Source organism: Biostraticola tofi, from assembly GCF_004343195.1.
Lineage (GTDB): Bacteria > Pseudomonadota > Gammaproteobacteria > Enterobacterales > Enterobacteriaceae > Biostraticola > Biostraticola tofi.
This window is the reverse complement of record NZ_SMCR01000014.1, coordinates 42836-64867: the sequence shown is the minus strand read 5'-3', so window position 1 is coordinate 64867 and position 22032 is coordinate 42836. Positions and strand designations below refer to the sequence as shown.

The 22032-nt window shown below is 56.2% G+C and carries 17 protein-coding genes and 1 pseudogene; 7 read left to right on the top strand and 11 right to left on the bottom strand.

Going from position 1 to position 22032, the window contains the following annotated elements; all coding sequences use genetic code 11:
- Nucleotide 1 precedes the first annotated feature (1 nt).
- Complete coding sequence (pstA, locus tag EDC52_RS18450; protein ID WP_131867609.1) at nt 2-1618, bottom strand: phosphate ABC transporter permease PstA; 1617 nt, start codon at nt 1616-1618, stop codon at nt 2-4.
- A complete protein-coding gene (locus tag EDC52_RS18445; RefSeq protein ID WP_165911761.1) occupies nt 1618-3675 on the bottom strand; it encodes an ABC transporter permease subunit in 2058 nt (685 codons plus the stop codon). Before EDC52_RS18445 ends, pstA begins: the two co-directional genes overlap by 1 nt.
- 266 nt (nt 3676-3941) lie before the next feature.
- Here EDC52_RS18445 and ppk1 point away from each other — a divergent pair, with 266 nt between their 5' ends.
- The 6 genes and pseudogenes from ppk1 (at nt 3942) to yegD (ending at nt 13561) form a co-directional block, all read left to right on the top strand.
- A complete protein-coding gene (gene ppk1, locus EDC52_RS18440) occupies nt 3942-6023 on the top strand; it encodes a polyphosphate kinase 1 (RefSeq protein ID WP_131867605.1) in 2082 nt (693 codons plus the stop codon).
- Nucleotides 6014-7540, top strand: a complete 1527-nt coding sequence (gene ppx, locus EDC52_RS18435; RefSeq protein ID WP_131867603.1) for an exopolyphosphatase — start codon at nt 6014-6016, stop codon at nt 7538-7540. Before ppk1 ends, ppx begins: the two co-directional genes overlap by 10 nt.
- A 36-nt stretch (nt 7541-7576) precedes the next feature.
- Nucleotides 7577-7852: a YfgG family protein gene (locus EDC52_RS20480; protein ID WP_165911760.1), complete on the top strand. Its 276-nt coding sequence runs from the start codon at nt 7577-7579 to the stop codon at nt 7850-7852.
- Nucleotides 7853-8196: 344 nt separating this feature from the next.
- Nucleotides 8197-9453: pseudogene (locus tag EDC52_RS18425) on the top strand (magnesium transporter); the annotation flags it as partial.
- 110 nt (nt 9454-9563) lie between these two features.
- Nucleotides 9564-12125 (top strand): PAS domain S-box protein, encoded by a 2562-nt coding sequence (locus EDC52_RS18420; RefSeq protein ID WP_131867599.1) that lies wholly within the window; start codon nt 9564-9566, stop codon nt 12123-12125.
- A gap of 77 nt (nt 12126-12202) precedes the next feature.
- A complete protein-coding gene (gene yegD, locus EDC52_RS18415; RefSeq protein ID WP_131867597.1) occupies nt 12203-13561 on the top strand; it encodes a molecular chaperone in 1359 nt (452 codons plus the stop codon).
- 42 nt (nt 13562-13603) lie between these two features.
- On the opposite strand, the gene ureG is transcribed toward yegD, so the two are convergent.
- The 9 genes from ureG to EDC52_RS18370 all read right to left on the bottom strand — a co-directional run bounded on the left by ureG (nt 13604) and on the right by EDC52_RS18370 (nt 20679).
- Entirely contained in the window at nt 13604-14221 is a 618-nt protein-coding gene (gene ureG / locus EDC52_RS18410) for an urease accessory protein UreG (RefSeq protein ID WP_131867652.1), read from the bottom strand.
- A gap of 67 nt (nt 14222-14288) precedes the next feature.
- On the bottom strand, nt 14289-14966 hold the full coding sequence (locus tag EDC52_RS18405) for an urease accessory protein UreF (RefSeq protein WP_131867650.1): 678 nt from the start codon (nt 14964-14966) through the stop codon (nt 14289-14291).
- Between the two features lie 2 nt (nt 14967-14968).
- Nucleotides 14969-15424, bottom strand: a complete 456-nt coding sequence (gene ureE / locus EDC52_RS18400; protein ID WP_131867595.1) for an urease accessory protein UreE — start codon at nt 15422-15424, stop codon at nt 14969-14971.
- Between the two features lie 19 nt (nt 15425-15443).
- The gene (gene ureC / locus EDC52_RS18395; RefSeq protein WP_131867593.1) at nt 15444-17147 is read right to left on the bottom strand and encodes an urease subunit alpha; all 1704 of its coding nucleotides are present in this window, start codon (nt 17145-17147) and stop codon (nt 15444-15446) included.
- Nucleotides 17144-17461, bottom strand: coding sequence for an urease subunit beta (locus tag EDC52_RS18390; RefSeq protein ID WP_131867592.1), 318 nt, complete (start codon nt 17459-17461; stop codon nt 17144-17146). The genes ureC and EDC52_RS18390 overlap by 4 nt, the downstream gene beginning before the upstream one ends.
- Nucleotides 17462-17478: 17 nt before the next feature.
- The gene (locus EDC52_RS18385) at nt 17479-17781 is read right to left on the bottom strand and encodes an urease subunit gamma (protein ID WP_131867590.1); all 303 of its coding nucleotides are present in this window, start codon (nt 17779-17781) and stop codon (nt 17479-17481) included.
- A 10-nt stretch (nt 17782-17791) separates the two neighbouring features.
- On the bottom strand, nt 17792-18643 hold the full coding sequence (locus EDC52_RS18380; RefSeq protein ID WP_131867588.1) for an urease accessory protein UreD: 852 nt from the start codon (nt 18641-18643) through the stop codon (nt 17792-17794).
- A 130-nt stretch (nt 18644-18773) separates the two neighbouring features.
- A complete protein-coding gene (locus EDC52_RS18375) occupies nt 18774-19727 on the bottom strand; it encodes an aldo/keto reductase (RefSeq protein ID WP_131867587.1) in 954 nt (317 codons plus the stop codon).
- Between the two features lie 19 nt (nt 19728-19746).
- Complete coding sequence (locus EDC52_RS18370) at nt 19747-20679, bottom strand: LysR substrate-binding domain-containing protein (RefSeq protein ID WP_131867585.1); 933 nt, start codon at nt 20677-20679, stop codon at nt 19747-19749.
- A 130-nt stretch (nt 20680-20809) separates the two neighbouring features.
- Here EDC52_RS18370 and EDC52_RS18365 point away from each other — a divergent pair, with 130 nt between their 5' ends.
- Complete coding sequence (locus EDC52_RS18365; RefSeq protein WP_131867583.1) at nt 20810-21973, top strand: methionine aminotransferase; 1164 nt, start codon at nt 20810-20812, stop codon at nt 21971-21973.
- The last annotated feature ends 59 nt before the right edge of the window (nt 21974-22032 follow it).

Below are 22032 nucleotides of genomic sequence, written 5' to 3'. Positions count from 1 at the left end.
ATTAAAGTGACAGCGTGCGGTATTTTTCCCGCAAATGATGACGAAGGCCAATGGCCGCCAGGTTCAGCGATACCACAATGACGATAAGCAACAGCGCGGTAGCAAATACCAGCGGGCGCGCCGCATTGCTGTCGGGATTCTGGAATGCCAGATCATAAATCTGGAAACCCAGATGCATAAACTTACGATCTGGATGCAGCCAGGGAAATATGCCGTCGACCGGCAGCAACGGCGCGGATTTGATCACGCCCACCAGCATCAGCGGCGCGGTTTCACCGGCCGCCCTGGCCACCGCCAGGATAAGTCCGGTCATCATCGCCGGCGCAGCGCCCGGCAGGACCACGCGCCAGAGAGTCTCTGCCTGGGTGGCCCCCAGGGCCAGCGATCCGTGACGCAGTGAAGGAGGCACCCGGGACAGCCCCTCTTCAGTGGCGATAATCACTACCGGCAATGTCAGCAGCGCCAGGGTGAGTGAAGCCCACAGTAACCCTGGCGTACCGAAGGTCGGACTGGGCAACTGGTCCGCATAAAACAGGCTATCCAGTGAACCGCCAACGATGTAAACAAAAAAGCCCAGGCCAAACACGCCATACACGATGGACGGCACACCGGCCAGATTGCCTACCGCGATGCGGATAAAGCGCGTCAAGGCATTATTGTCGGCATATTCATGAAGATATACCGCCGCCATTACCCCCAGCGGCATGACGATCACTGACATCAACATCACCAGCAGCACGGTACCGACGATGGCGGGAAATGCGCCGGTCTGCAGCGAATCAACGGGACTGGCTGGGCTGACAAAGGCAACGACCTGCTTGACGGCATGCCGGGCTTTTGCCGCAAAGCTCATGCGGTTGGGATACCATGCCTGCTCTATATCGCTCATATTGATCGCCTGGATGACACCCTGGCCATCACGCAGCAACAGCGTATCCCGGTCCAGTTCGCTTTCCAATGCTGACAACTGCTGGCTGAGCTGGTCATAACGCCGCTGCAACTCGACCTCCGAGGCCTGGGTACGGGCCTGGTTACGTGCCGTCCACTGCCCCTGCCTTTTCCATTCATCAGCCTGCAATTGCAGTTGCTGCGCCCGCAGCGCCAGTTGTCCCCGTTGCTCCTCGCGCAGGGACGCCGCCAGACGACGATGGGTGTCAATCAGATCCAGCCGCTGCTGCAGCGCCCGCGGCATATTGTCGGCGGTCAGCGGCTGTCCGTCTTCGCGCATGCCCGCCAGCACACCATACTCATTGCCGGATGAGAAACGCTTGACCACCAGCAGATCAGGGCTGCGGCTTTGTTGAACGATTCGACTTTCAGGTATAGCGATAAAGCTGGCCTGTTCGGCCGCTTTGCCGGTATTGATAATCAGCCAGGTTCCCCGGTCGGCGCCCTTGCCCGATGGGCGGGTTTCCCTGGCATAAATCTCGCCCAGCATGCGTTGTTCGCAACAGTCGGGCGCGCTCAGTTGAAATTGATATAACGGCTGGGGCCAGAAAATGCGTACCGCCTGCCCGGCCAGCAGCGCGCCCAGGCCCAGGGTAGCGACCAGGCAAAGCCCCACCGCCCCGCCGGTCAGCCAGATCCATGCTCCCCCGGAGCGGAACCAGCCGTTCATCACGCCTCTCCTTGCTGATGTCGATAGCGGCTACGTAACTGTAGCCGCAGTGTTTCCGCCACGGTATTAATAATGAAGGTAAACACAAACAGCACCAGTGCGGTTAAAAACAGCACGCGGTAATGTTCGCTATTTAACGCCGCCTCAGGGATTTCAATCGCGATATTGGCCGCCAGGGAGCGCAGCCCTTCAAACAGGCTGCCGTCCACCAACGGCATATTGCCGCTCGCCAGCAATACAATCATCGTTTCCCCTACTGCGCGCCCGAGTCCGAGAATAAAGGCCGAGCACAGGCCAGTGCTGGCCGATGGCAACGTGACACCAATCAGGGTTTGCCATGGCGTGGCGCCCAGCGCCAGCGATCCCTGGATCATATGCACCGGCACATTGAACAGCGCCTCCTCAGCCAGGGTAAACATTAGCGGTATCAGGGCAAAACCCATGGCAATACCTACCACCAGCGCATTCATCGGATTATATCCGTCACCGAGCCATGCCGACAGTGGTTGGCTAAACAACCAGCCATCCAGCCACGGCGACAGGGTTACCATCCCCCAGAGAGTGAGGGCAATCACCGGCAGCAGGATCAGGCACTCAGCACCGCCCCTCAAGCGGATGCCCCAGCCTGCAGGTAAACTGGCGATCGCTCTGCCGGCGCCGAGGATAACCAGCGGCAGGACCAGCGGCAGCATCAGGACCGCGCTCAACACTTCACTCACCCGAGGCGCCAGCCACAGGCCGGCCAGCACGCCAATAATCACGCTCGGCACCGCCCCCATGACTTCCATGGCCGGTTTGATAAACCGCCTGAGCCCCGGCGACATAAACCAGGCGGTATACATCGCCGCCGCCAGTGCCAAGGGGGTAGCAAACAGCATGGCGTACAGGGCGGCTTTAAGACTGCCGGTCACCAGCGGCACCAGGCTGTACTTGCCACTTTCATGGCTATCCAGCGATGCCGACTGCCAGGTCCATGTCGGGGCCGGATAGTGGCGATACCAGACTTTCTGCGTCAGGGTACGCCAACTGATATCGGGAGATGGCGCCAGCAACTGCCAGCGCTGCCAGCTATGCTGGGCAACACTCGTCAGACTGCTGCCGTCCGCGGACAGCCAGGCCGTGGATCCTGCCGGCAGTTTTTTGCTCAGCAGCGCTGCCGATTGACGACTGCTGAACACCTGCAGATCCCCCGAGGGATTCAGCACGGCAAACAGCGGGCTGCGGGCCGCGGTAATGATCCGGGTCTGGGCCGCAAGGCTGGCGGCAAAATCGCGTATATGCGTCAGGCGATAGCCAGCCGGTGTCGGCACATCAAACCACAGGGACAGATGCCGTTCGGCCTCGGTAATCAGCAGCCCGCCGCCGGAGGCCAGCAAGGTCACAGCGACCGGTCCATCGGCTGACAATCCCTTGCGCTCACGCAATTGCAGAACGCCATCAGTGTCAATGCTATAAATGCTGAGTTGATTACCGGCCAGCGCGTACAGCAGGTCGCCGGCTGAAGATAGCAGCAACTGGTCAACCGGCCCCAACGGCCCAGACAGAGTGACCCGTTTGCCGGTCGGGGTCATCTGCACCACCGCCAGGCGGCCGGAAGCCAGTTGGCCGGCGAAGAGCGCCTGCTCCGGGCCGGTACGGGCCAGCGCCGGATGGCTCAGGCTGCCAGTGGGTTCAAGGGTGTTTACCTGGTCGCCAAAGGGAAATGCCCATCCCGGCGTGCTGTCGAGCACCGGGCTAGTCAGGCGAAATTTGCCCGCTGCGTTCAGCAGCAGATAGAGCGGTTCGCCATTACTGGCGGGCACAGCCGCAGTCAGAGCCGGCAGCAGGAGCAACGGCGCCGGCGCAAACCCGCCAGTTGGAGTGGCAAAGCGCCCAGTGCCCTGCTTATCGATATGATAGGCAATGGAAAGAGCGTCATTACTGCCTGAAATCAGCGCATTAACGGATGCGTCCTCTGCAATTCCCTTTTCGGCCGGAACCAGTGAAGCAGAGGTAAATAAGGGAGCTACTACAAACAATAAATAGATGAATATGGAAAGCAAGGCCAGCAAGACCATGAGCCCGCAGGCGCTAACCACAGATCGCGTCAGACGATCGTTTCGAAGCCGGTGAGGGGCAGTATCAATATGTGAACGCCTTAATTTTGTCATATTTCACTGTTATCTATAGTGATAGTTCCCGGCTGTCACGCGAATGTAGGCCTATGTTGCCTGTAGAATATTAAGATAACAATCTTAAGATGACTGATGTATTGGACTTTGCCCTTATCAAGGCGATAATACTTACTTTACAGGATTCCCTTCCTGAACAAATTGGAGTAGCAATGGGTCAGGAAAAGCTTTATACCGAAAAAGAACTCAGTTGGTTATCCTTCAATGAGCGCGTGCTGCAGGAAGCCGCAGACAAATCCAACCCCCTGATTGAGCGTATGCGTTTCCTTGGCATTTACTCCAACAACCTGGATGAATTCTACAAGGTCCGTTTTGCTGAACTGAAACGGCGCATCCTGATTAGCGAAGCCCAGGGTTCCAAAAAAACCTCGCGGCATTTGCTGAATACGATCCAGGCCAAGGTGCTCAACGCTGAGCAAGAGTTCGACAACCTGTATAATGATCTGTTGCTCGAAATGGCGCGCAACCAGATATTCCTTATCAACGAGCGCCAGCTTTCCCCCAATCAGCAAGTCTGGCTGCGGGATCATTTCAAGCAACAGTTGCGACAACACATCACGCCGATCCTGATTCGCCATGACACCAATCTGGTGCAATTCCTGAAGGATGATTACACCTATCTGGCGGTTGAAATAATCCGTGGCCAGGAAACCGATTACGCCCTGCTGGAAATTCCTTCGGATAAAGTGCCGCGCTTCATCAATCTGCCGGCCGAACCGCCCAGGCGCCGCAAGCCAATGATCTTGCTTGATAATATTCTAAGATATTGCCTGGACGATATTTTCATCGGTTTCTTCGATTATGATGTATTAAACGCTTATTCGATGAAAATGACTCGCGATGCTGAATATGACCTGGTGACCGAGATGGAATCAAGCCTGATGGAACTGATGTCATCCAGCCTTAAACAGCGGCTTACCGCTGAGCCGGTCAGATTTGTCTATCAGCGCGATATGCCCAATACCATGGTAGAAATGCTGAAGAATAAACTGGGCATCTCTTCCTACGACTCGGTTATTCCGGGCGGGCGCTATCATAATTTTAAAGACTTCATCGCATTTCCCAATGTCGGCAAGGCCAATCTGGTCAATAAACCGCGACCGCGTCTGCGGCACCTGTGGTTCGATCAATTCCGCAATGGATTTGATGCCATTCGCGAACGTGATGTGCTGCTCTATTATCCTTACCATACTTTCGGCCATGTGCTGGAGTTGCTGCGCCAGGCCTCGTTCGACCCCAATGTGTTATCGATTAAAATCAATATTTATCGCGTGGCCAAAGATTCACGCATTATTGATGCGATGATCCATGCTGCCCACAATGGCAAAAAGGTCACGGTGGTGGTCGAGCTCCAGGCGCGGTTTGATGAAGAAGCCAATATTCATTGGGCCAAGCGGCTGACCGAGGCCGGTGTACATGTGATATTTTCCGCTCCCGGCCTTAAAATTCATGCCAAGCTGTTCCTTATCTCGCGCAAAGAAGGCGATGACATTACGCGCTATGCCCATATCGGCACCGGCAATTTTAATGAGAAGACCGCCCGGTTATACACTGACTATTCGCTGCTAACCGCCGATGCGCGTATCACCAATGAAGTGCGCCGCGTGTTCAATTTCATCGAGAATCCCTATCGGCCGGTCAGTTTTGACTATCTTATGGTCTCGCCGCAGAACTCGCGCCATATGTTGTACCAGATGATCGACCAGGAGATCGCCAATGCCCAGGCGGGAATCGCCTCTGGCATCTCTCTCAAAATCAATAATCTGGTGGATCAGGGCCTGATTGACAGACTGTACGCCGCATCAGGCGTGGGTGTGCCGATCCGAATGATGGTCAGGGGGATGTGCTCCCTGAATCCTGACTTGCCCGGTATCAGCGATAATATCCAGATCACCAGCATTGTTGACCGCTTCCTTGAGCATGACCGGGTCTATGTGTTTGAAAATGGCGGTGATAAAAAGGTCTTCCTGTCCTCGGCTGACTGGATGACGCGCAATATCGACTACCGTATCGAAGTGGCGGTCGCGTTGCTCGATCCTCGGCTCAAGCAACAGGTACTGGATATCCTTAACCTGCTGTTCAGCGATACGGTCAAGGCACGATATATTGATTCCCAATTGAGTAATCGCTATGTGCCGCGCGGTAATCGTCGTAAAGTACGGGCCCAGGATGCCATATATGACTATATCAAGGCGTTGGAACAACCCCCAGAAGGGCCTGATGTATGCCGATAAATAACCTCAATACGCAAAAACCCGAAGAATTCGCCGCCATCGATCTGGGCTCCAACAGCTTTCATATGGTGATAGCCCGGGTAGTGAATGGCGCAATGCAGGTGTTAGGCCGCCTGAAACAGCGAGTGCACCTGGCGGACGGGCTTGGCAGCGACAATGTGCTGAGTGAGGACGCGATGGAGCGAGGCCTGAACTGCCTGGCGCTTTTTGCCCAGCGTCTGCAGGGATTCCCGCCCCAGCGGGTCTGTATTGTCGGCACCCATACGCTGCGCGAAGCGGTCAATGCCCAGGAATTCCTGACTCGGGCCGCCCAGGTTATTCCTTTTCCGATTGAAATTATTTCAGGACATGAAGAAGCGCGGCTGATCTTCATGGGCGTTGAGCATACCCAGGCAGCCAAGGGGCGCAAGCTGGTACTGGATATCGGCGGCGGCTCCACCGAGCTGGTGATTGGCGAAAACTTTGAACCGCTGCTGGTTGAGAGCCGCCGGATGGGCTGTATCAGTTTCGGCAATCAGTTTTTCCCCGGCGGCGTTATCAGCCCGGGACATTTTCGTCGTGCCAGACTGGCGGCGGCGCAAAAAGTTGAAACCCTGGCCTGGCAATATCGCATTATGGGCTGGCAGGTGGCGCTTGGCGCTTCTGGTACCTTCAAGGCCATTGTCGAAGTGTTGACCGAGCTTGGCGAAAAGGACGGGGTCATTACCCCGGAACGTCTGGAAATGCTCTATCAGCAGGTAATCAAATATAAACAGTTTTCGTCGCTTAGCCTGCCGGGCCTTTCTGAAGAACGTCGGGGGGTATTCGTGCCGGGGCTGGCGATTCTTATGGGGGTAGCGGATGCGCTGTCGCTGAAAGAGCTGCGCTTGTCAGACTGCGCCCTGCGTGAAGGGGTGCTTTATGAAATGGAGGGCCGCTTCCGCCATCAGGATATCCGCAGCCGCACCGCCAAAAGCCTGGCTGAGCATTACAATATTGATACCGATCAGGCAAGAAGGGTGTGTGACACCACTGAGAGTCTGTATCAGCATTGGCTGTTGCAAAACCCTGAGCAGCATAGCCCGCAGCTTGAAGCGCTGCTGAAATGGGCCGCACTGCTGCATGAAGTGGGACTGGGCATTAATCACAGCGGGCTGCAGCGCCATTCGGCCTATATTCTGCAGCACACTAATATGCCCGGTTTTACCCAGGAGCAGCAACTGCTGCTGTCGACCCTGGTGCGCTATCACCGTAAAGCCATCAAGATCGATGATATGCCGCGTTTTAACCTGTTCCGTAAAAAACACTACCTGCCCTGTCTGCAATTGCTCAGGCTGGCGGTGCTGCTGAATAACCAGCGCCAGGCCACCTCACTGGTGGAAGTGAAGCTTACCACCGACGACGGACACTGGTTGCTGACCTTCCCTGCCGGTTTTCTCACCCAGAACAATCTGGTCCAGCTGGATCTGGAACGGGAGCAGTCCTATTGGTCCACGGTTGCCGGCTGGCAGCTTGATTTTACCGATACGCATTCATGAACCATGGCCAGTGAGGCGGCTGGCGTTATGGTTGATATGAGTTCACCATCTGGACTACAATCGGCTCAGCTAAGGGATATAACCCCTCACTCACAGGCCTGGCTGAAATTGAATATATTCAAGCACAAGCGACGCACGTCGTTACGGATGACCCGGTGGATACTGCTGATAAGCTTTATCATCCTGTTCGGCCGCTTGATTTTTGCCAGTATCAGCGCCTGGCACCATCATCAGAGCAAGCAGACGCCCTATTCGACAGAGAATAAACAACCTGACACTGCGGCCCCTGAATCCGATAACCGAGCTGATTGATTAACCTTTTATTCCGCAAATACCTGCCTGATAACCGGGTTTCTACCAGCGGACATTCTTCCTTACTGTGCGCATATATCCACCCTACGGCCATGATTTTACGCTATCTTTAATCACCTTACCCGGTGAACTATTTTCGACGCCACAGTAAAGGGAAATCAATCATGATGGCATCCGTCAGGCCCCAGGCGCCGCAGTTGGCGGCAATGCGTCACCAGACGCTGACCTTGCTGCTGGGCAATCGCCCGCTTATCGACACCATACTCGATCGCCCGCTGCGCGACCCGCTGTCGATACCCACTGATATTCCAGAGCAGATAGCCGCGCTGGTAGAAATCCAGCACCAGTTGCATGCAGCCGACCTGGCCGACCTGCTGGAGAGCCTGCCTCATGAAGAAAGACTGGCATTTTGGCGCTTAATCGCCAACGAGAAACGCGGTAAAACCCTGGTTGAGGCATCGGAAAACGTCTGGGACAGCCTGATAGCAGAGATGAGTAATCGGGATATTCTTAAGGCCATCAGCCCGCTTGATATCGATGAACAGGCTTACCTGGCGCGCTATCTGCCACGTGACCTGGTCGGGCGGGTGATTACCGCTCTCGAACCCCATCGCCGGGCTCAGGTCCGGGAGGTGATCAATTTTGACCGCGAAAGCGTCGGTCATCATATGGATTTTGAACTGGCGCCGATCCGGGCTGACGTTACGCTTGCCACAGTACAGCGCTATCTTCGCTGGCGCAAGACTCTGCCGGACACCACCGACAAGCTGTTCGTGGTCGACCATGATAACCGACTGCTGGGCGAACTTTCCCTGTCAGCCCTGCTGCTTAACCCGCTTAAACTGAAAGTGTCTGAGGTGATGAACAGCCATCCCCATACTTTCCACCCTGAAGATCGGGCCGAAGATGCGGCCAGCGCGTTTGAGCGTTATGACCTGGTGACCGCCCCGGTGGTGGATGTAAAAGGTAAATTGATGGGTCGACTCAGTATCGAGCACGTGGTTGACTTGTTTTTTGAAGAAAGCGACAGCAATATCCGCCGGCTCGGCGGTATCAGCCCGTCAGAGGATATCTTCGCCCCGGTGCGCAAAGCGGTGCGCACCCGCTGGACCTGGCTGGCGCTTAATCTGTGTACTGCATTTATCGCCTCCCGGGTGATTGGTCTGTTCGAAGGCACCATTTCCCAGCTGGTGTCGCTGGCGGCGTTAATGCCGATCGTCGCGGGCATTGGCGGCAACACCGGCAACCAGACGATCACCATGATTGTCAGAGCCCTGGCGCTGCACCAACTGGAGAAGGGTAATGCCCTGTTCCTGCTGTCCAGAGAACTGGGCGTCGCGGTGATAAACGGACTGGTATGGGGCGGCGTAATGGGTCTGGCGACCTGGCTGCTGTATGGAGACGCCGGCCTGGGGGGCGTCATGCTACTGGCGATGATGCTGAATCTGATTCTGGCGGCCCTGATGGGCGTGGTGATACCGCTGACGTTGATTCGCTTCGGCCGTGATCCGGCGGTCGGCTCCAGTGTCATGATTACCGCAGTGACCGATACCGGCGGCTTCTTTATCTTCCTGGGCCTGGCAACGCTGTTTCTGGTCTAACGTTCGGCTAATCACTTTGTTAGTGAAATCCCCAAACTATTGGCGCTGATAACTGACGAGCTACTATATATCAGTGCTATCCTTATGTTAGGACTGTTAGGGATATCTTTATGCAAACCAGTAATATTGCCCTGCCGCGTCAGCCACCGACCATGCAGATCATGTTAATCGCTGCTGCTGCCTGGGTATTTGTTTTGTCACTGGTGTGCTCAACCCTGCCTTCCGGCCCTGATGGCCTCAAACCGCTGTGGTTTTCCACCGCTGCCGTAATCCCGATTCTGTTTCGCTGTAAAATCGGTCACTGGCCGGCGCTGCTGGTGTGCTTCGGCACAGTACAGTGCCTGGCCCAATGGCTGACAAGCACTGTGTTTGTGCCACTCATAATACCTATATTGGTGACCCTGGCTGAAGCTGCCTTCGCCGCCTGGCTGCTCCAGCGTCTGCTCAACCCTGCCGATCCGCTGGAGAATATTCAGGCCTGGATGAAATTCTTTGTGACGTCAGCCATATTAACGCCGATGCTGGGGGGGCTTGTTGCAGGTTACTTCACACCGGTGCTCAGCGAGGGTTTGCTCGACCACGTTTTTCACTGGTTTAGTGCTGAAGCGCTGGGTATCCTGATCATTTCGCCAGTCGGACTGCTCTATAAGAAAGGACTGCTGACTCGAATTCTCCATCATCCCAGGACGCTGCTGGAGATGGTCGGCCTGCTGGTGCTGATGTTGGCAGTGTCTTTTATGGCGCTGGCCTATCTGCCGTTTCCCTACACATTTATTATTTTACCTTTACTCATCATTGCCATCAGCGTTCAGCGGTTTGAAGCTTTCAGCCTATTTTTGCTGACAATGCTTATTTTGTATCAGGCGTTGAGCCATGGTGTTATCGCTTATAAAGTCCCTTATCAACTCGATAGCGTTATCACGTTGAATATCCCACTGATAATGGTCCTTATCCCGGCCCACTGCATGGCTCTGGCGGTCTATACCTTCAAGAAGGAACGGCGCGGCATTCTGGAAAGCGAAACCCGTTTCCGACAAGCCATGGATTACTCAGCCATTGGTATGGCCATAGTGTCGCTGGATGGGGTATGGCTGCGGGTCAACAAGTCGCTTTGCCAGTTTCTGGGCTACAGCGAAGAACAGATGAAAACGTTGACCTTTCAGGATATTACTTACGCGGAGGATTTGACCACCGATCTGGCGCAATTGGCTGATCTGGTTGCCGGTAAAATTGAAAGTTATACCCTGGAAAAGCGTTATATCCGGCGCGATGGCGAAAAGGTCTGGGCGCTACTGGCGGTATCGATGGTCCGAGATGAAAACCAGATGCCGCTCTATTTTATCTCTCAGGTAGAAGATATTACCATCTTCAAACAGACTGCGCTGACCAACCAACGGCTGATGGAACGGGTTACCCTTGCCAATGAAGCAGGCGGTGTCGGTATCTGGGAATATGATACCACCACCGGGCATATCAGCTGGGACAAGCGGATGAGGGAAATCTATGATGTCACCCCGGAAGAGGCCCCTGATGAAGCGTTCTGGTTTTCACTGATCATCCCTGAAGACCGCGAGCCGGTCAGGCAGAAACTGGATGAGGCGCTCAATGAGCATAAGCCTTTTATGTTCGAGTTTAATATCCGTACCCGTCATCAGGAGCTGCGTCATATCTATACCCATGCCAGCCTGCAGATCGACGATAACGGCCAAGTTACCCGGATGATCGGCGTCAATCTTGACATCACCCATGTCGCCAGGTTGACCGAAGCGCTGTATGAAGAAAAAGAGCGGCTGCATATCACGCTCGATTCTATTGGCGATGCAGTGATTTCAATCGATACCGATTTATGCGTGGTGTTTATGAACCCGGTGGCCGAAAGAATGACCGGTTGGCCGCTGGCCCAAGCCCGGGGAAAACCTATCGATTCCCTGCTGCACATCAGCCTGGGCGCAGCGGGCCCAAGGCTTGATACGTCGCTGCAGTGCGAAATAGATGAAGGCCGCCCCGGTTCGGCCATAGATCAGATGCTGGCGCTGCATTGTCGAAATGGCAAAACGTATGATGTGCAGCGGCACAGTGCGGTATTGACCAACCTGCACGGCGATACCTTGGGAGCGGTGCTGGTGATAAAGGATGTCAGCGAAGCGCGCAATCTGATGCAGCAGCTACGTTATAACGCGCTGCATGACGTATTAACCGGACTACCGAACCGGGCAAACTTCGAGACCCAGCTGACCCAAGCCCTGGGGTTGGCGGTGAATGAAAAACGACAGCATATTCTGGTCTTCCTCGACCTGGATCGTTTCAAACACATCAATGACGGCGCAGGCCATGCGGCAGGAGACCAATTGCTGATCGAATTGGGCTCTCTGATGCAGCATAACGTGCGTCATGATGATCTGGTGGCCCGACTCGGCGGCGATGAATTTGGCTTTATTTTGCTGGACTGCAGTGTCATCGATGCCCAAGCGTTGGTGCTCAGGGTGGTTCAGGCTATCAATGATTATATTTTTCACTGGCAAGGAAAAACCTACCAGGTAGGCGCCAGTGCCGGCATCACCTGGATAACCGCCGCCAACGCCCATCCGGCGGAACTGCTGCGGCAAGCGGATACTGCCTGCTATGCCGCCAAGCACGGCGGCCGTGGGCGTGTCTGTCTCCACCAGCCGTGATCTGCTGCTGTTCGGTAATTGCCTGCCGATAAACATTCAGGTAAAGTCCCGTGCCTCACAGGCATCGGGAGGCACCCATGTTTATCGGATTTGACTACGGCACCGCAAATTGTTCAGTCGCAGTGATGGCAGGAGATACCCCTACCCTGCTGCCGCTGGACGGCACATCACCTTATATGGGTTCTATGCTGTGCGCGCCGACCCGCGAGTCAGTGAGTGAATACCTGCACCGCTTCTGGCAAGTGCCGACCGGCAGCAGTGAGAACCAGCAATTGCTGCAGCGCGCCATCAGCTTCAACCGGGAAGAAGATATTGAGCTGAACCCGCAGTCTCTGCTGTTTGGACAGCGAGCGCTGGCGCAGTATATCGACGATCCTGACGACGTCTATTTTGTTAATTCACCCAAATCCTTTCTTGGCGCCAATGGCCTCAAGCCCCAGCAGATAGCCCTGTTTGAGGATCTGGTCTGTGCGATGATGCGCCACATTCGCCAGCAGGCGGAGGCCGCCTGCGGCAAGGCTATCACCCAGGCGATGATCGGCCGCCCGGTCAACTTCCAGGGCACCGGCGGTGAAGACGCCAACCGGCAGGCTCAGGGGATCCTCCAACGGGCCGCCGAGCGGGCCGGTTTCAAAGATATTGCCTTTCAATTCGAACCGGTAGCGGCAGGCCTCGATTTTGAAACCACCCTGACCGAAGAGAAACGGGTGCTGGTGGTCGATATCGGCGGCGGGACGACCGACTGCTCGCTGCTGCTGATGGGCCCTGAATGGCGGCAGCAACGCGATCGCAGCCTCAGTCTGCTCGGTCACAGCGGTTGTCGGGTCGGCGGTAACGATCTGGATATTATGCTCGCCTTTAAACAATTGATGCCCAGTCTGGGTATGGGCGGCCAGACCCAGAAAAACCGGGTGCTGCCGGTCTTGCCATTCTGGCAGGCAATTGCCATCAACGATATCCCGGCGCAAAGTGAATTTTACAGCGCGGCGAACGGCCGTTTGCTGCGAGAGTTGCTGCTTGATGCGGTCGATACCGACCGGCTGGAAGGACTACTAAAAGTCTATCGGCAGAGGCTCGGCCATCGTTTGGTCCGCTCTGCGGAAGAAAGCAAAATTGCGCTGTCTGACTGCGATCAGTCGCGGGCATCGCTGGCGTTTATCAAGCCGGATCTTGAAGCGCGGATTGATCAGTCTGAGCTCGAGGAGGCCATCCGCCAGCCGATGGCCCGCATCCAGGAGCAGGTTGATGAAGTGCTGCAAATGGGCGGCATGCCCCGTCCCGACGTCATTTACCTGACCGGCGGCAGTGCCCGTTCGCCGCTGCTGCGGCGTGAGATTGCGCGCAGCCTGCCGGGCATCCCGCTGGCCGGCGGCGATGACTTTGGTTCAGTCACCGCCGGACTGGCCCGCTGGGCCCAACGCCAGTTCGGCGCCTGATTGCTGCCAAGCCGCCAGGCAGGGCAGGGGGCTGGATAGCGATTAATCCGCTAACAGCCCCTTCTTGATAATAAAGCCTATCAGGCTGTCCAAGCCGGTACCGGTTTTCAGATTGGTAAACGCCCAGGGACGTTCCGGACGCATACGGTTGGTATCCTGTTCCATCACCGCCAGCGACGCCCCCACATAGGGCGCCAAATCGATTTTATTGATCACCAGGAAATCGGATTTGGTGATGCCTGGCCCCCCTTTGCGCGGGATTTTTTCCCCCTCGGCGACATCTATCACATAAATAGTCAGGTCGGCCAGTTCAGGGCTGAAGGTGGCGCTGAGATTATCCCCTCCGCTTTCCACGAAAATAATATCCAGATTGCCAAATTTACGCGCTAAATCTTCGACCGCCGCCAGGTTCATCGACGCATCTTCACGGATGGCGGTATGAGGGCAGCCGCCGGTTTCAACGCCCACAATTCTGTCCGCCTCCAGTGCGCCGGCTTCGGTCAGGATGCGCTGATCTTCTTTGGTATAGATATCATTGGTCACTACCGCCAACTGATAGCGGGCGCGCAACCTCTTGCACAATACTTCCAGCAGTGCCGTTTTACCCGAGCCTACCGGGCCGCCGACGCCGACCCGTAACGGTTGTTTATACTGTTCCATCATTCCCCCTGAAGGGTGGTTATGCCGATGTGGCGCGATCCGCTGCCCTTCTTCTGACCCTGCAGTTTCAAGAGCGGAACAGCCGCGAATATTGTGTTTCATGGCAGGCTGAGGCAATCGCCTGCAGCACAAAACTGCCCCCGATAGCTTCATCGCTGAGATCAAGAGCCTGACGATAGGCCGCAGGCAGCAACGGTGAAAGGGTGAGCAGCAGTTGCTGAGCCTTCTGCTGACCGAAAGGCACCAGCTTCAGACCCGCCATGACGCTGCCTTCCAGCCAGTTATAGCCATACCCCATGGCTAATGCCGGCAGCGGAATGCGCCAGTGCCATCCCAGCCAGGCAATGCCGGCAAGCTGGCAACTGCTCAAAGAGGTAAGCCAGTGACCGCTGAGCGGCAAATCGTCCCATTCAGTGATCAACCGCGCCAGCGCCTTACCGCGCTGCCGCTCTTCGCTGCGCAATTCACCGGTTTCCCGACTGGCCAGCAGCAGCTCGGCCCAATGGGCAAAAGCCGTGCTGTCCTGCTGTTCACACGCCTTATACAGACGGATAAGCAATGGCCAGTCCACTGCGGTGAGTGTATTCGCCAGGCTAAGGCGCTGCCAGCGTGAGAACGCCAGGTCATCTGCGACCCAGCCCGCCTCTACCGCCCACTCCAGCCCCTGAGAATAGGTAAAGCCGCCTACCGGTAAATTGGCGCTGGTCAACTGCATCAGACGCAGTAGCGCAAGATTATCCGGCATCATCAGTGATGGTGATGGCTGTGGCTATGAGGGGCGCTCTGGTAGGCGCCGGCCTCCGGTTCAAACGCCGCTTGTCCGGCGGTTATCTTCACGCCGAGTCCACGTACCATCTCGTCCAGCACATGGTCATGCTGGTAACGTAGCCAACCTTCGGCAATCTGCAGCGGCACGTGTCGATTACCCAGGTGATAACAGACCTTGGCCAGCAGCAGCGCATCGTCGGTAATCACGGTGGATACCGACTCCAGCGCGGCAATGACCCTGATCACTTCACGGCCTTGATCATCGGTCAGCAGTTCGCCGCCGCGAATAAGGTGCCCGCGCGGCAGCATAATGCCCGCTTCCCGTCCATCGTCCAGTATCACCTGGGCGCGGCTTTTAATGCGGGTATCCAGATCCAGCGTGACGGTAGCGGTAGTCTGGTGCGCATGGTCCAATCGCTTGGTTAACATAATCATAAGTAGCGTTACTCAACGGTCAAAAGAGAAAATAGCGTTGGGCCATCGGCAATACCTTCGCCGGTTCACAGGTGAGCAACTGGCCATCGGCGCGCACTTGGTAAGTCTGAGAATCGACATCAATGGTCGGTTGCCAGCTATTGTTTACCATGTCGGCTTTTTTTACCTGCCGGCAGCCGCGCACTTCGCCAATCAGACTGGTCAACCCAAGGGTGGTCGCTAATCCGCTGGCTACCGCCGTCTGGGGCATAAATGTCATGCGGGTAGCATGGCGAGCCCCAGCCAAAGCGCCGAACATCGGCCGATAATGCACCGGCTGGGGCGTAGGAATCGATGCATTGGGATCACCCATCGGCGCCATGGCAATCATACCGCCCTTGATAACCAAAGCTGGCTTGACGCCGAAGAATGCCGGCGACCACAGCACCAGATCAGCCAGCTTACCCGGCTCCAGCGAGCCCACCTCATGGGAAATCCCGTGGGTAATCGCTGGATTGATGGTGTACTTGGCTATATAGCGCTTCACCCGGAAATTATCGTTCCGCTCACTGTCTTCAGGCAGTGGACCGCGCTGCACCTTCATTTTATGCGCCGACTGCCAAGTGCGAAGGATAACCTCCCCGACCCGCCCCATCGCCTGGGAATCAGAGGACAGCATGGCAAACGCCCCCAAATCATGCAGTATATCTTCAGCAGCGATGGTTTCCCGGCGGATGCGTGATTCGGCAAAAGCCACATCTTCGGCGATGCCGGCATCAAGATGATGGCACACCATCAGCATATCCAGATGTTCATCAATGGTGTTGATGGTATACGGCATGGTCGGATTGGTCGATGAAGGCAATATGTTGCTAAAGCCGCATACCTTGATGATATCGGGCGCATGGCCGCCGCCGGCCCCTTCGGTATGATAAGTATGAATAGTACGGTTGCCTATCGCCGCCAGGGTGTCCTCGACAAACCCGGCTTCATTCAGGGTATCGGTATGGATGGCGACCTGGACATCATACTGGTCGGCCACGCTCAGGCAACAGTCAATGGCCGCAGGCGTGGTGCCCCAATCCTCATGCAGCTTGAGACCGATAGCGCCGGCCTCCACCTGTTCCACCAGTGCTTCAGGGCGCGAGGCGTTGCCTTTACCGGTAAAACCGACATTGACCGGCAGAGCCTCTGCCGCCTGCAGCATCCTGGCCAGATACCAGGGCCCGGGCGTGCAGGTGGTCGCGTTGGTGCCGGCGGCAGGACCGGTGCCGCCGCCTATCATGGTGGTTACCCCCGAACAGATAGCCTCTTCCGCCTGTTGCGGACAGATGAAATGGATATGGGCATCGATGCCGCCGGCGGTCACTATTTTTCCTTCAGCCGCGATGACTTCGGTGCCAGGACCGATGGGAATGGTGACACTGGGCTGGACATCCGGATTACCGGCCTTGCCAATGGCGACAATACGGCCGTCCTTGATGCCGATATCTGCCTTGACGATACCCCAGTGATCGATAATCAGCGCATTGGTCAAGACCAGATCGACCGAAAATGCCGCGGTCATCTGACCTTGTCCCATACCGTCGCGGATGACTTTACCGCCGCCGAACTTCACTTCTTCTCCGTAATGGGTGAAGTCCTGCTCGACCTCAATCCACAATTCAGTGTCGGCCAGGCGAACCCTGTCCCCTACCGTCGGACCGAACATATCGGCATAAGCGCGACGCGAAATACGGCTCATGACGAGGGCTCCAGTTTTCCCATTATCTCTCCGCGAAATCCCCATACCTCACGTTTGCCGGCATAGGCCACCAGCGTAACATCGCGAGACTGGCCGGGCTCGAACCGCACTGCGGTGCCGGCCGCGATATCCAGTCTGAACCCGCGGGTCTTTGCTCGGTCAAATTTCAATGCCGGGTTAACCTCGAAAAAATGAAAATGGGAACCCACCTGCACCGGCCGATCGCCATGGTTAGCCACAGTAACGGTAACCTTTGTACGTCCGGCATTTAACGCTATATCGCCATCGGCAATATTCATTTCACCTGGGATCATAACCTTGCCTGCTTCTGTCAGATTATCGGATCATGGACCGTCACCAGTTTGGTGCCGTCCGGGAACGTGGCTTCAACCTGAACATCGGTTAACATTTCCGCGATGCCCTCCATGACATCGTCTCTGGTCAGTACTTCCCTGCCCCGCCCCATCAGCTCGGCTACCGTCAGGCCATCACGGGCACCTTCCAGAATGGCCGCGCTGATAAGCGCCACCGCTTCCGGGTAATTCAGTTTCAGTCCACGGGCCATGCGGCGTTCCGCCAGCAGCGCTGCGGTGAAAAGTAATAGCTTGTCCTTTTCTCGTGGCGACAATTGCATGATCTTCTCCTCAGGTGGCCCAAATACGGGGAATTATTGCATTTCTCCCCAGCATAGCCGGGCGCAGCAGTGTCCAGATAGCGTGCAGCAGCCCCTGCAACCGTTGATTATCATGGTCCAGCAGGCGCACCATCAACAGGTCATCGATCAAGGTGGCGCCGGCGGCCGGCAGCGCCGAGTGCCGCAGCCGTTCTCTCACTTTCTCCAGCAGGCTGGGATCAACAGGGTAGGCAAAAAGCGTTCCACAAAGCGGAAAACCGCCCACAATATCGAGCACGCCATCGATGATGCCTAGTCTTTCTGACAAGCCGCAGGACGCAGGCAGGGCAATGCGCAGACGGGCATCCAGCGTCCCTCCAATAAAAGATTCATCCAGCACCGGACGGCCAAGACAGTGGGTTTCAAAACCAATCAGTCGGGCGCCGGCCGCCAGACTGAATACCGTATCCATATGCACGTTGGCGTAGGGAAAAAAAATATTCCCCTGCGGCAGCCATTCAAGCGTACTGCCTTGCGCCAGGGTGAAATGCTGTGTCAGGCGGGCGATTGGACCGGCACTGCGGTAAAACTTGGTTGCTCCCGGCATGGTAAGCAACGCATGGCTCCCCTGCGCCAGGCAGACATCCAGCGTCAAGCTGTCGCCGCCGACCACGCCGCCGGGCGGATGCAGTAAATAGACATGGGGCAGGTCTGATTCAGGATAAAAAGGCCGCTGCACCATAAATGGGCCCTGATGCCGGCGGCGCACCATCACAGTGCGCCCCTGGCGCAGCGCAAAGCCCAGCGACAGATGGCCTGACCAACCATTGGGGTCATCATTAGCGGGTACGGCAACAGCAACAGCTACGGTATTGTCTGGCATGACATCACTGCAATCATAGGCTGGAGAACGGATTGATAAAAAAGATTTTATGCAAGGTTCAGGCCAGCCTATCAGGCTGAGGGACAGGAATTATCAACGCTCAGAGGATGACCCGCTGGGCAGCAAACAATTACCAGGCGCTGGCCTCGGCGAGCGTCTGATAGTCCTGATCACTGAGCGTCAGCTGAGTCGCATTATAAAGATCATCCAATTGCTCCACTGAGGTGGCGCTGGCAATCGGTGCGGTGATTGATGGACGCTTCATCTGCCAGGCTAAAGCCACCTGTGCCGGTGTGACCCGGTGTTCCTCGCTGACAGCGTCCAGGGCATTCAGGATGGCAGTGCCGCGATCGTTAAGATAACGATCCACTACGCTCTGGCCGCGTTTGCTTTTGCCGGCATCTTCGCGGGCGCGGTATTTTCCCGACAGAAATCCACTGGCCAAGGCATAATAATTGATCACACCTACGCCGTGAGCCGCCACTACCGGCTCCAGTTGCTCTTCGTAAGCCTGTCGATCATACAGGTTGTATTCCGGCTGCAGGGTTTCATAACGCGCTAGCCCGTTCTGTTCGCTGATGCGCAGCGCTTCGGCAAAACGGGGGCCGCTGTAGTTCGAGGCGCCGATCACCCGCACCTTACCTTGCTGAATCAAGCTGTCAAACGCGCTGAGCGTTTCTTCCAGCGAGACTGACTGGTCATCATCGTGGGATTGATACAAGTCGATATAGTCAGTCTGCAGACGGCGCAAGGAGGCCTCCACCGCCTGTGTGATATAGGATGCCGATAGCCCTTTCCGGTCGTCGCCCATCGGCTTGCCTACCTTGGTCGCCAGAATGATCCTGTCGCGCTTGCCGCTGCGTTTGAGCCAGTTGCCGATGATGGTTTCCGATTCACCGCCCTGGTTTCCCTCTACCCAGGCGGAATAGACGTCCGCGGTATCAATAAAATTCAACTGCCGCTCGACCAGAGAGTCCAGCAGAGTGAACGACTGAGCTTCATCGACCGTCCAGCCGAAGACATTACCGCCAAATGTCAGTTTGGGTACCTCGATACCGCTGCGGCCTAAAATTCTGGTTTCCATGTAGATCTCCTTGATAGCATTAACGTTTACCGGTTCGAAAAAGCCGTCTCCGCGACAGATGATGGTTCAACTGAAGGCGGGTGTCGGCCGCCTGTTGCGTCAGCCAGCTAACCAACAGTGCCAGGGCCGGCGGGATCACTTTTTGCTCAGGATAAATCAGCCAATAGCTTGCACCACTTTGCAGGCAAGCGGCGAAAGGGGCAATCAGTTGGCCATTCTTCAGCTCGGATTCAAGCAGGCACACATCCCCTATGGCAATGCCATATCCCTGCAGTGCGGCGGTCATCGCCAGGTCAAGGGTATCAAAATGCTGTCCTTTGGCTGCGGGAAGCGCCTTGCGTCCAGCGACCTGCAGCCATGACTGCCAGTCGCGTCTGTCGCGGGTGGGATGGAGCAAGGTTTTATTTGCCAGCGCCAGTTGAGGGTCAGTCTCGCCGGACCATAACGACGGGATGCACACCGGCGTCAGCACTTCGTCAAACAGGGTCAGCGCCTGGACTTTTTTAGGGTCAAAACGGCCGAACACCACGGCCGCATCGAAATGCTCCCGTTCGAAATTTACGCCATGGGAAATTGAAGTGGTCAGGGCTATGTCTATTTCAGGATGCAGATTTTGCAGGTTGATAACCCGGGGCAATAACCAACGCATGGCGCAAGTCGGACACTTCACCCGCAGCGTGCCTGGCGCGCGGTTCACGCGCTCGAGACTGGACGCTATCTGCCCCAGCGCCTGTTGAAGCGGGGCCAATAACTGGGCGCCTTGTTCGGTAAGGCACAATCCTCTCGCCTGTCGCACAAACAGTGGGTAGCCGAGCTGTTGTTCCAGTCCGGCAATCTGGCGGCTGACGGCGCCCTGGGTGATATGCAGCCGGCTGGCGGCATGGGTAAAATTAAGCGTCCCGGCAACCACCGCGAAGGTTTTCAGCACGTCCAGCGAAGGAAGATTCATCATTTCTGTCTGCTACCCGGTGATAAGCCATGATCCTGATGCATGGTAAGTATGACAAAGATTCGATTGTGGTCACAGTAAATCTATTGCTTAATCAAATGACATCTGTAGTCACCCCAGGAGGACGGCGGCCATGCGGAGCGCTATTTCATCCCGCACCAAGTTACCTGAAGTCGGCACCACTATTTTTACGTTGATAGGCCAGCTCAGCGCAGAACATGATGCGCTGAACCTCTCCGCCGGATCGCCCAATTTTGACTGTGATCCGCTGCTGGTCAACGCGACCGCCCATGCCATGCGCGCCGGACATAACCAATATGCCGCCATGCCTGGCTTACCCGCCCTGCGAGACGCGCTTTCCACCAAAGTACACAGCCAGCACGGCATTGTTTACCATCCGCAGACCGAAATCACCGTTATTGCCAGCGCCAGCCAGGGACTTTACAGCGCCATCAGCGCTCTGGTGCATCCCGGTGATGAAGTGATCTATTTTGAGCCGGCCTTCGACAGTTACGCGCCGATTACCCGGTTACAGGGTGCGGAACCGATACCGATTAAAATCTGCCTGCAGACCCTGACTATCGACTGGGATGAGGTGGCGGCGGCAATCACCCCGCGAACCCGGATGATCATTGTCAACAGCCCCCATAACCCGACCGGTATGGTGTTCAGTCAACAGGATATCGACCGTCTTACCGACCTGACGCAACGTACCGATATCGTCATCCTGTCGGATGAAGTGTATGAACATGTGGTATTTGACGGCGAGCTGCATCGCAGTATGGCCAGCTATCCCGCGCTGGCGGAACGCAGCGTGGTGGTGTCCTCCTTCGGAAAAACCTACGGCGTGACCGGCTGGCGGGTCGGGTATTGCCTGGCGCCGGCCGAACTGATGGATGAAATCCGTAAAATTCATCAGTTCATGGTGTTCTCTGCCGACACGCCGATGCAGTACGCGTTCGTCCAGGCATTGGCCAATCCGCAAAGTTATCTCGGGTTGGCCGCTGCCTATCAACAGCGTCGTGATGTGCTGGTCAATGCGCTCAGTCATTCCGCCTTCGAGCTTCTGCCCAGCAAAGGGGGATTCTTTGTGCTGGCCAAGTTCAGCCATTTTTCATCCGAAAGCGACAACGCTATGGTGCTGCGCCTGATAAGAGATGCCAAAGTATCATCGATACCGCTGGCTGCCTTTTACCACGACGGCGCCGATACCGGCATGATAAGACTCAGTTTTGCCAAAGACCATGACACGCTGCGCGAAGGGGCACGAAGGCTTTGCGCCTGGCAACCGGGTTAACCTTGGTTCAGGGCCGCGGTTTGGCAAACACTCACCAGCACGCTACACCACACTTAATG

Excerpts from the sequence above, each read along its gene's own strand:
- ppx (WP_131867603.1), top strand. The coding sequence starts at position 6,014 with ATGCCGATAAATAACCTCAATACGCAAAAACCCGAAGAATTCGCCGCC.
- ureC (WP_131867593.1), bottom strand. The coding sequence starts at position 17,147 with ATGAGCCGTATTTCGCGTCGCGCTTATGCCGATATGTTCGGTCCGACG.
- EDC52_RS18445 (WP_165911761.1), bottom strand. The coding sequence starts at position 3,675 with ATGGTCTTGCTGGCCTTGCTTTCCATATTCATCTATTTATTGTTTGTA.
- ureE (WP_131867595.1), bottom strand. The coding sequence starts at position 15,424 with ATGATTATGTTAACCAAGCGATTGGACCATGCGCACCAGACTACCGCT.
- EDC52_RS18385 (WP_131867590.1), bottom strand. The coding sequence starts at position 17,781 with ATGCAATTGTCGCCACGAGAAAAGGACAAGCTATTACTTTTCACCGCA.
- EDC52_RS18365 (WP_131867583.1), top strand. The coding sequence starts at position 20,810 with ATGCGGAGCGCTATTTCATCCCGCACCAAGTTACCTGAAGTCGGCACC.
- EDC52_RS18375 (WP_131867587.1), bottom strand. The coding sequence starts at position 19,727 with ATGGAAACCAGAATTTTAGGCCGCAGCGGTATCGAGGTACCCAAACTG.
- ureG (WP_131867652.1), bottom strand. The coding sequence starts at position 14,221 with ATGGAACAGTATAAACAACCGTTACGGGTCGGCGTCGGCGGCCCGGTA.
- ppk1 (WP_131867605.1), top strand. The coding sequence starts at position 3,942 with ATGGGTCAGGAAAAGCTTTATACCGAAAAAGAACTCAGTTGGTTATCC.
- EDC52_RS18405 (WP_131867650.1), bottom strand. The coding sequence starts at position 14,966 with ATGCCGGATAATCTTGCGCTACTGCGTCTGATGCAGTTGACCAGCGCC.
- EDC52_RS18370 (WP_131867585.1), bottom strand. The coding sequence starts at position 20,679 with ATGATGAATCTTCCTTCGCTGGACGTGCTGAAAACCTTCGCGGTGGTT.
- yegD (WP_131867597.1), top strand. The coding sequence starts at position 12,203 with ATGTTTATCGGATTTGACTACGGCACCGCAAATTGTTCAGTCGCAGTG.
- EDC52_RS18420 (WP_131867599.1), top strand. The coding sequence starts at position 9,564 with ATGCAAACCAGTAATATTGCCCTGCCGCGTCAGCCACCGACCATGCAG.
- EDC52_RS18390 (WP_131867592.1), bottom strand. The coding sequence starts at position 17,461 with ATGATCCCAGGTGAAATGAATATTGCCGATGGCGATATAGCGTTAAAT.
- EDC52_RS20480 (WP_165911760.1), top strand. The coding sequence starts at position 7,577 with ATGAGTTCACCATCTGGACTACAATCGGCTCAGCTAAGGGATATAACC.
- pstA (WP_131867609.1), bottom strand. The coding sequence starts at position 1,618 with ATGAACGGCTGGTTCCGCTCCGGGGGAGCATGGATCTGGCTGACCGGC.
- EDC52_RS18380 (WP_131867588.1), bottom strand. The coding sequence starts at position 18,643 with ATGCCAGACAATACCGTAGCTGTTGCTGTTGCCGTACCCGCTAATGAT.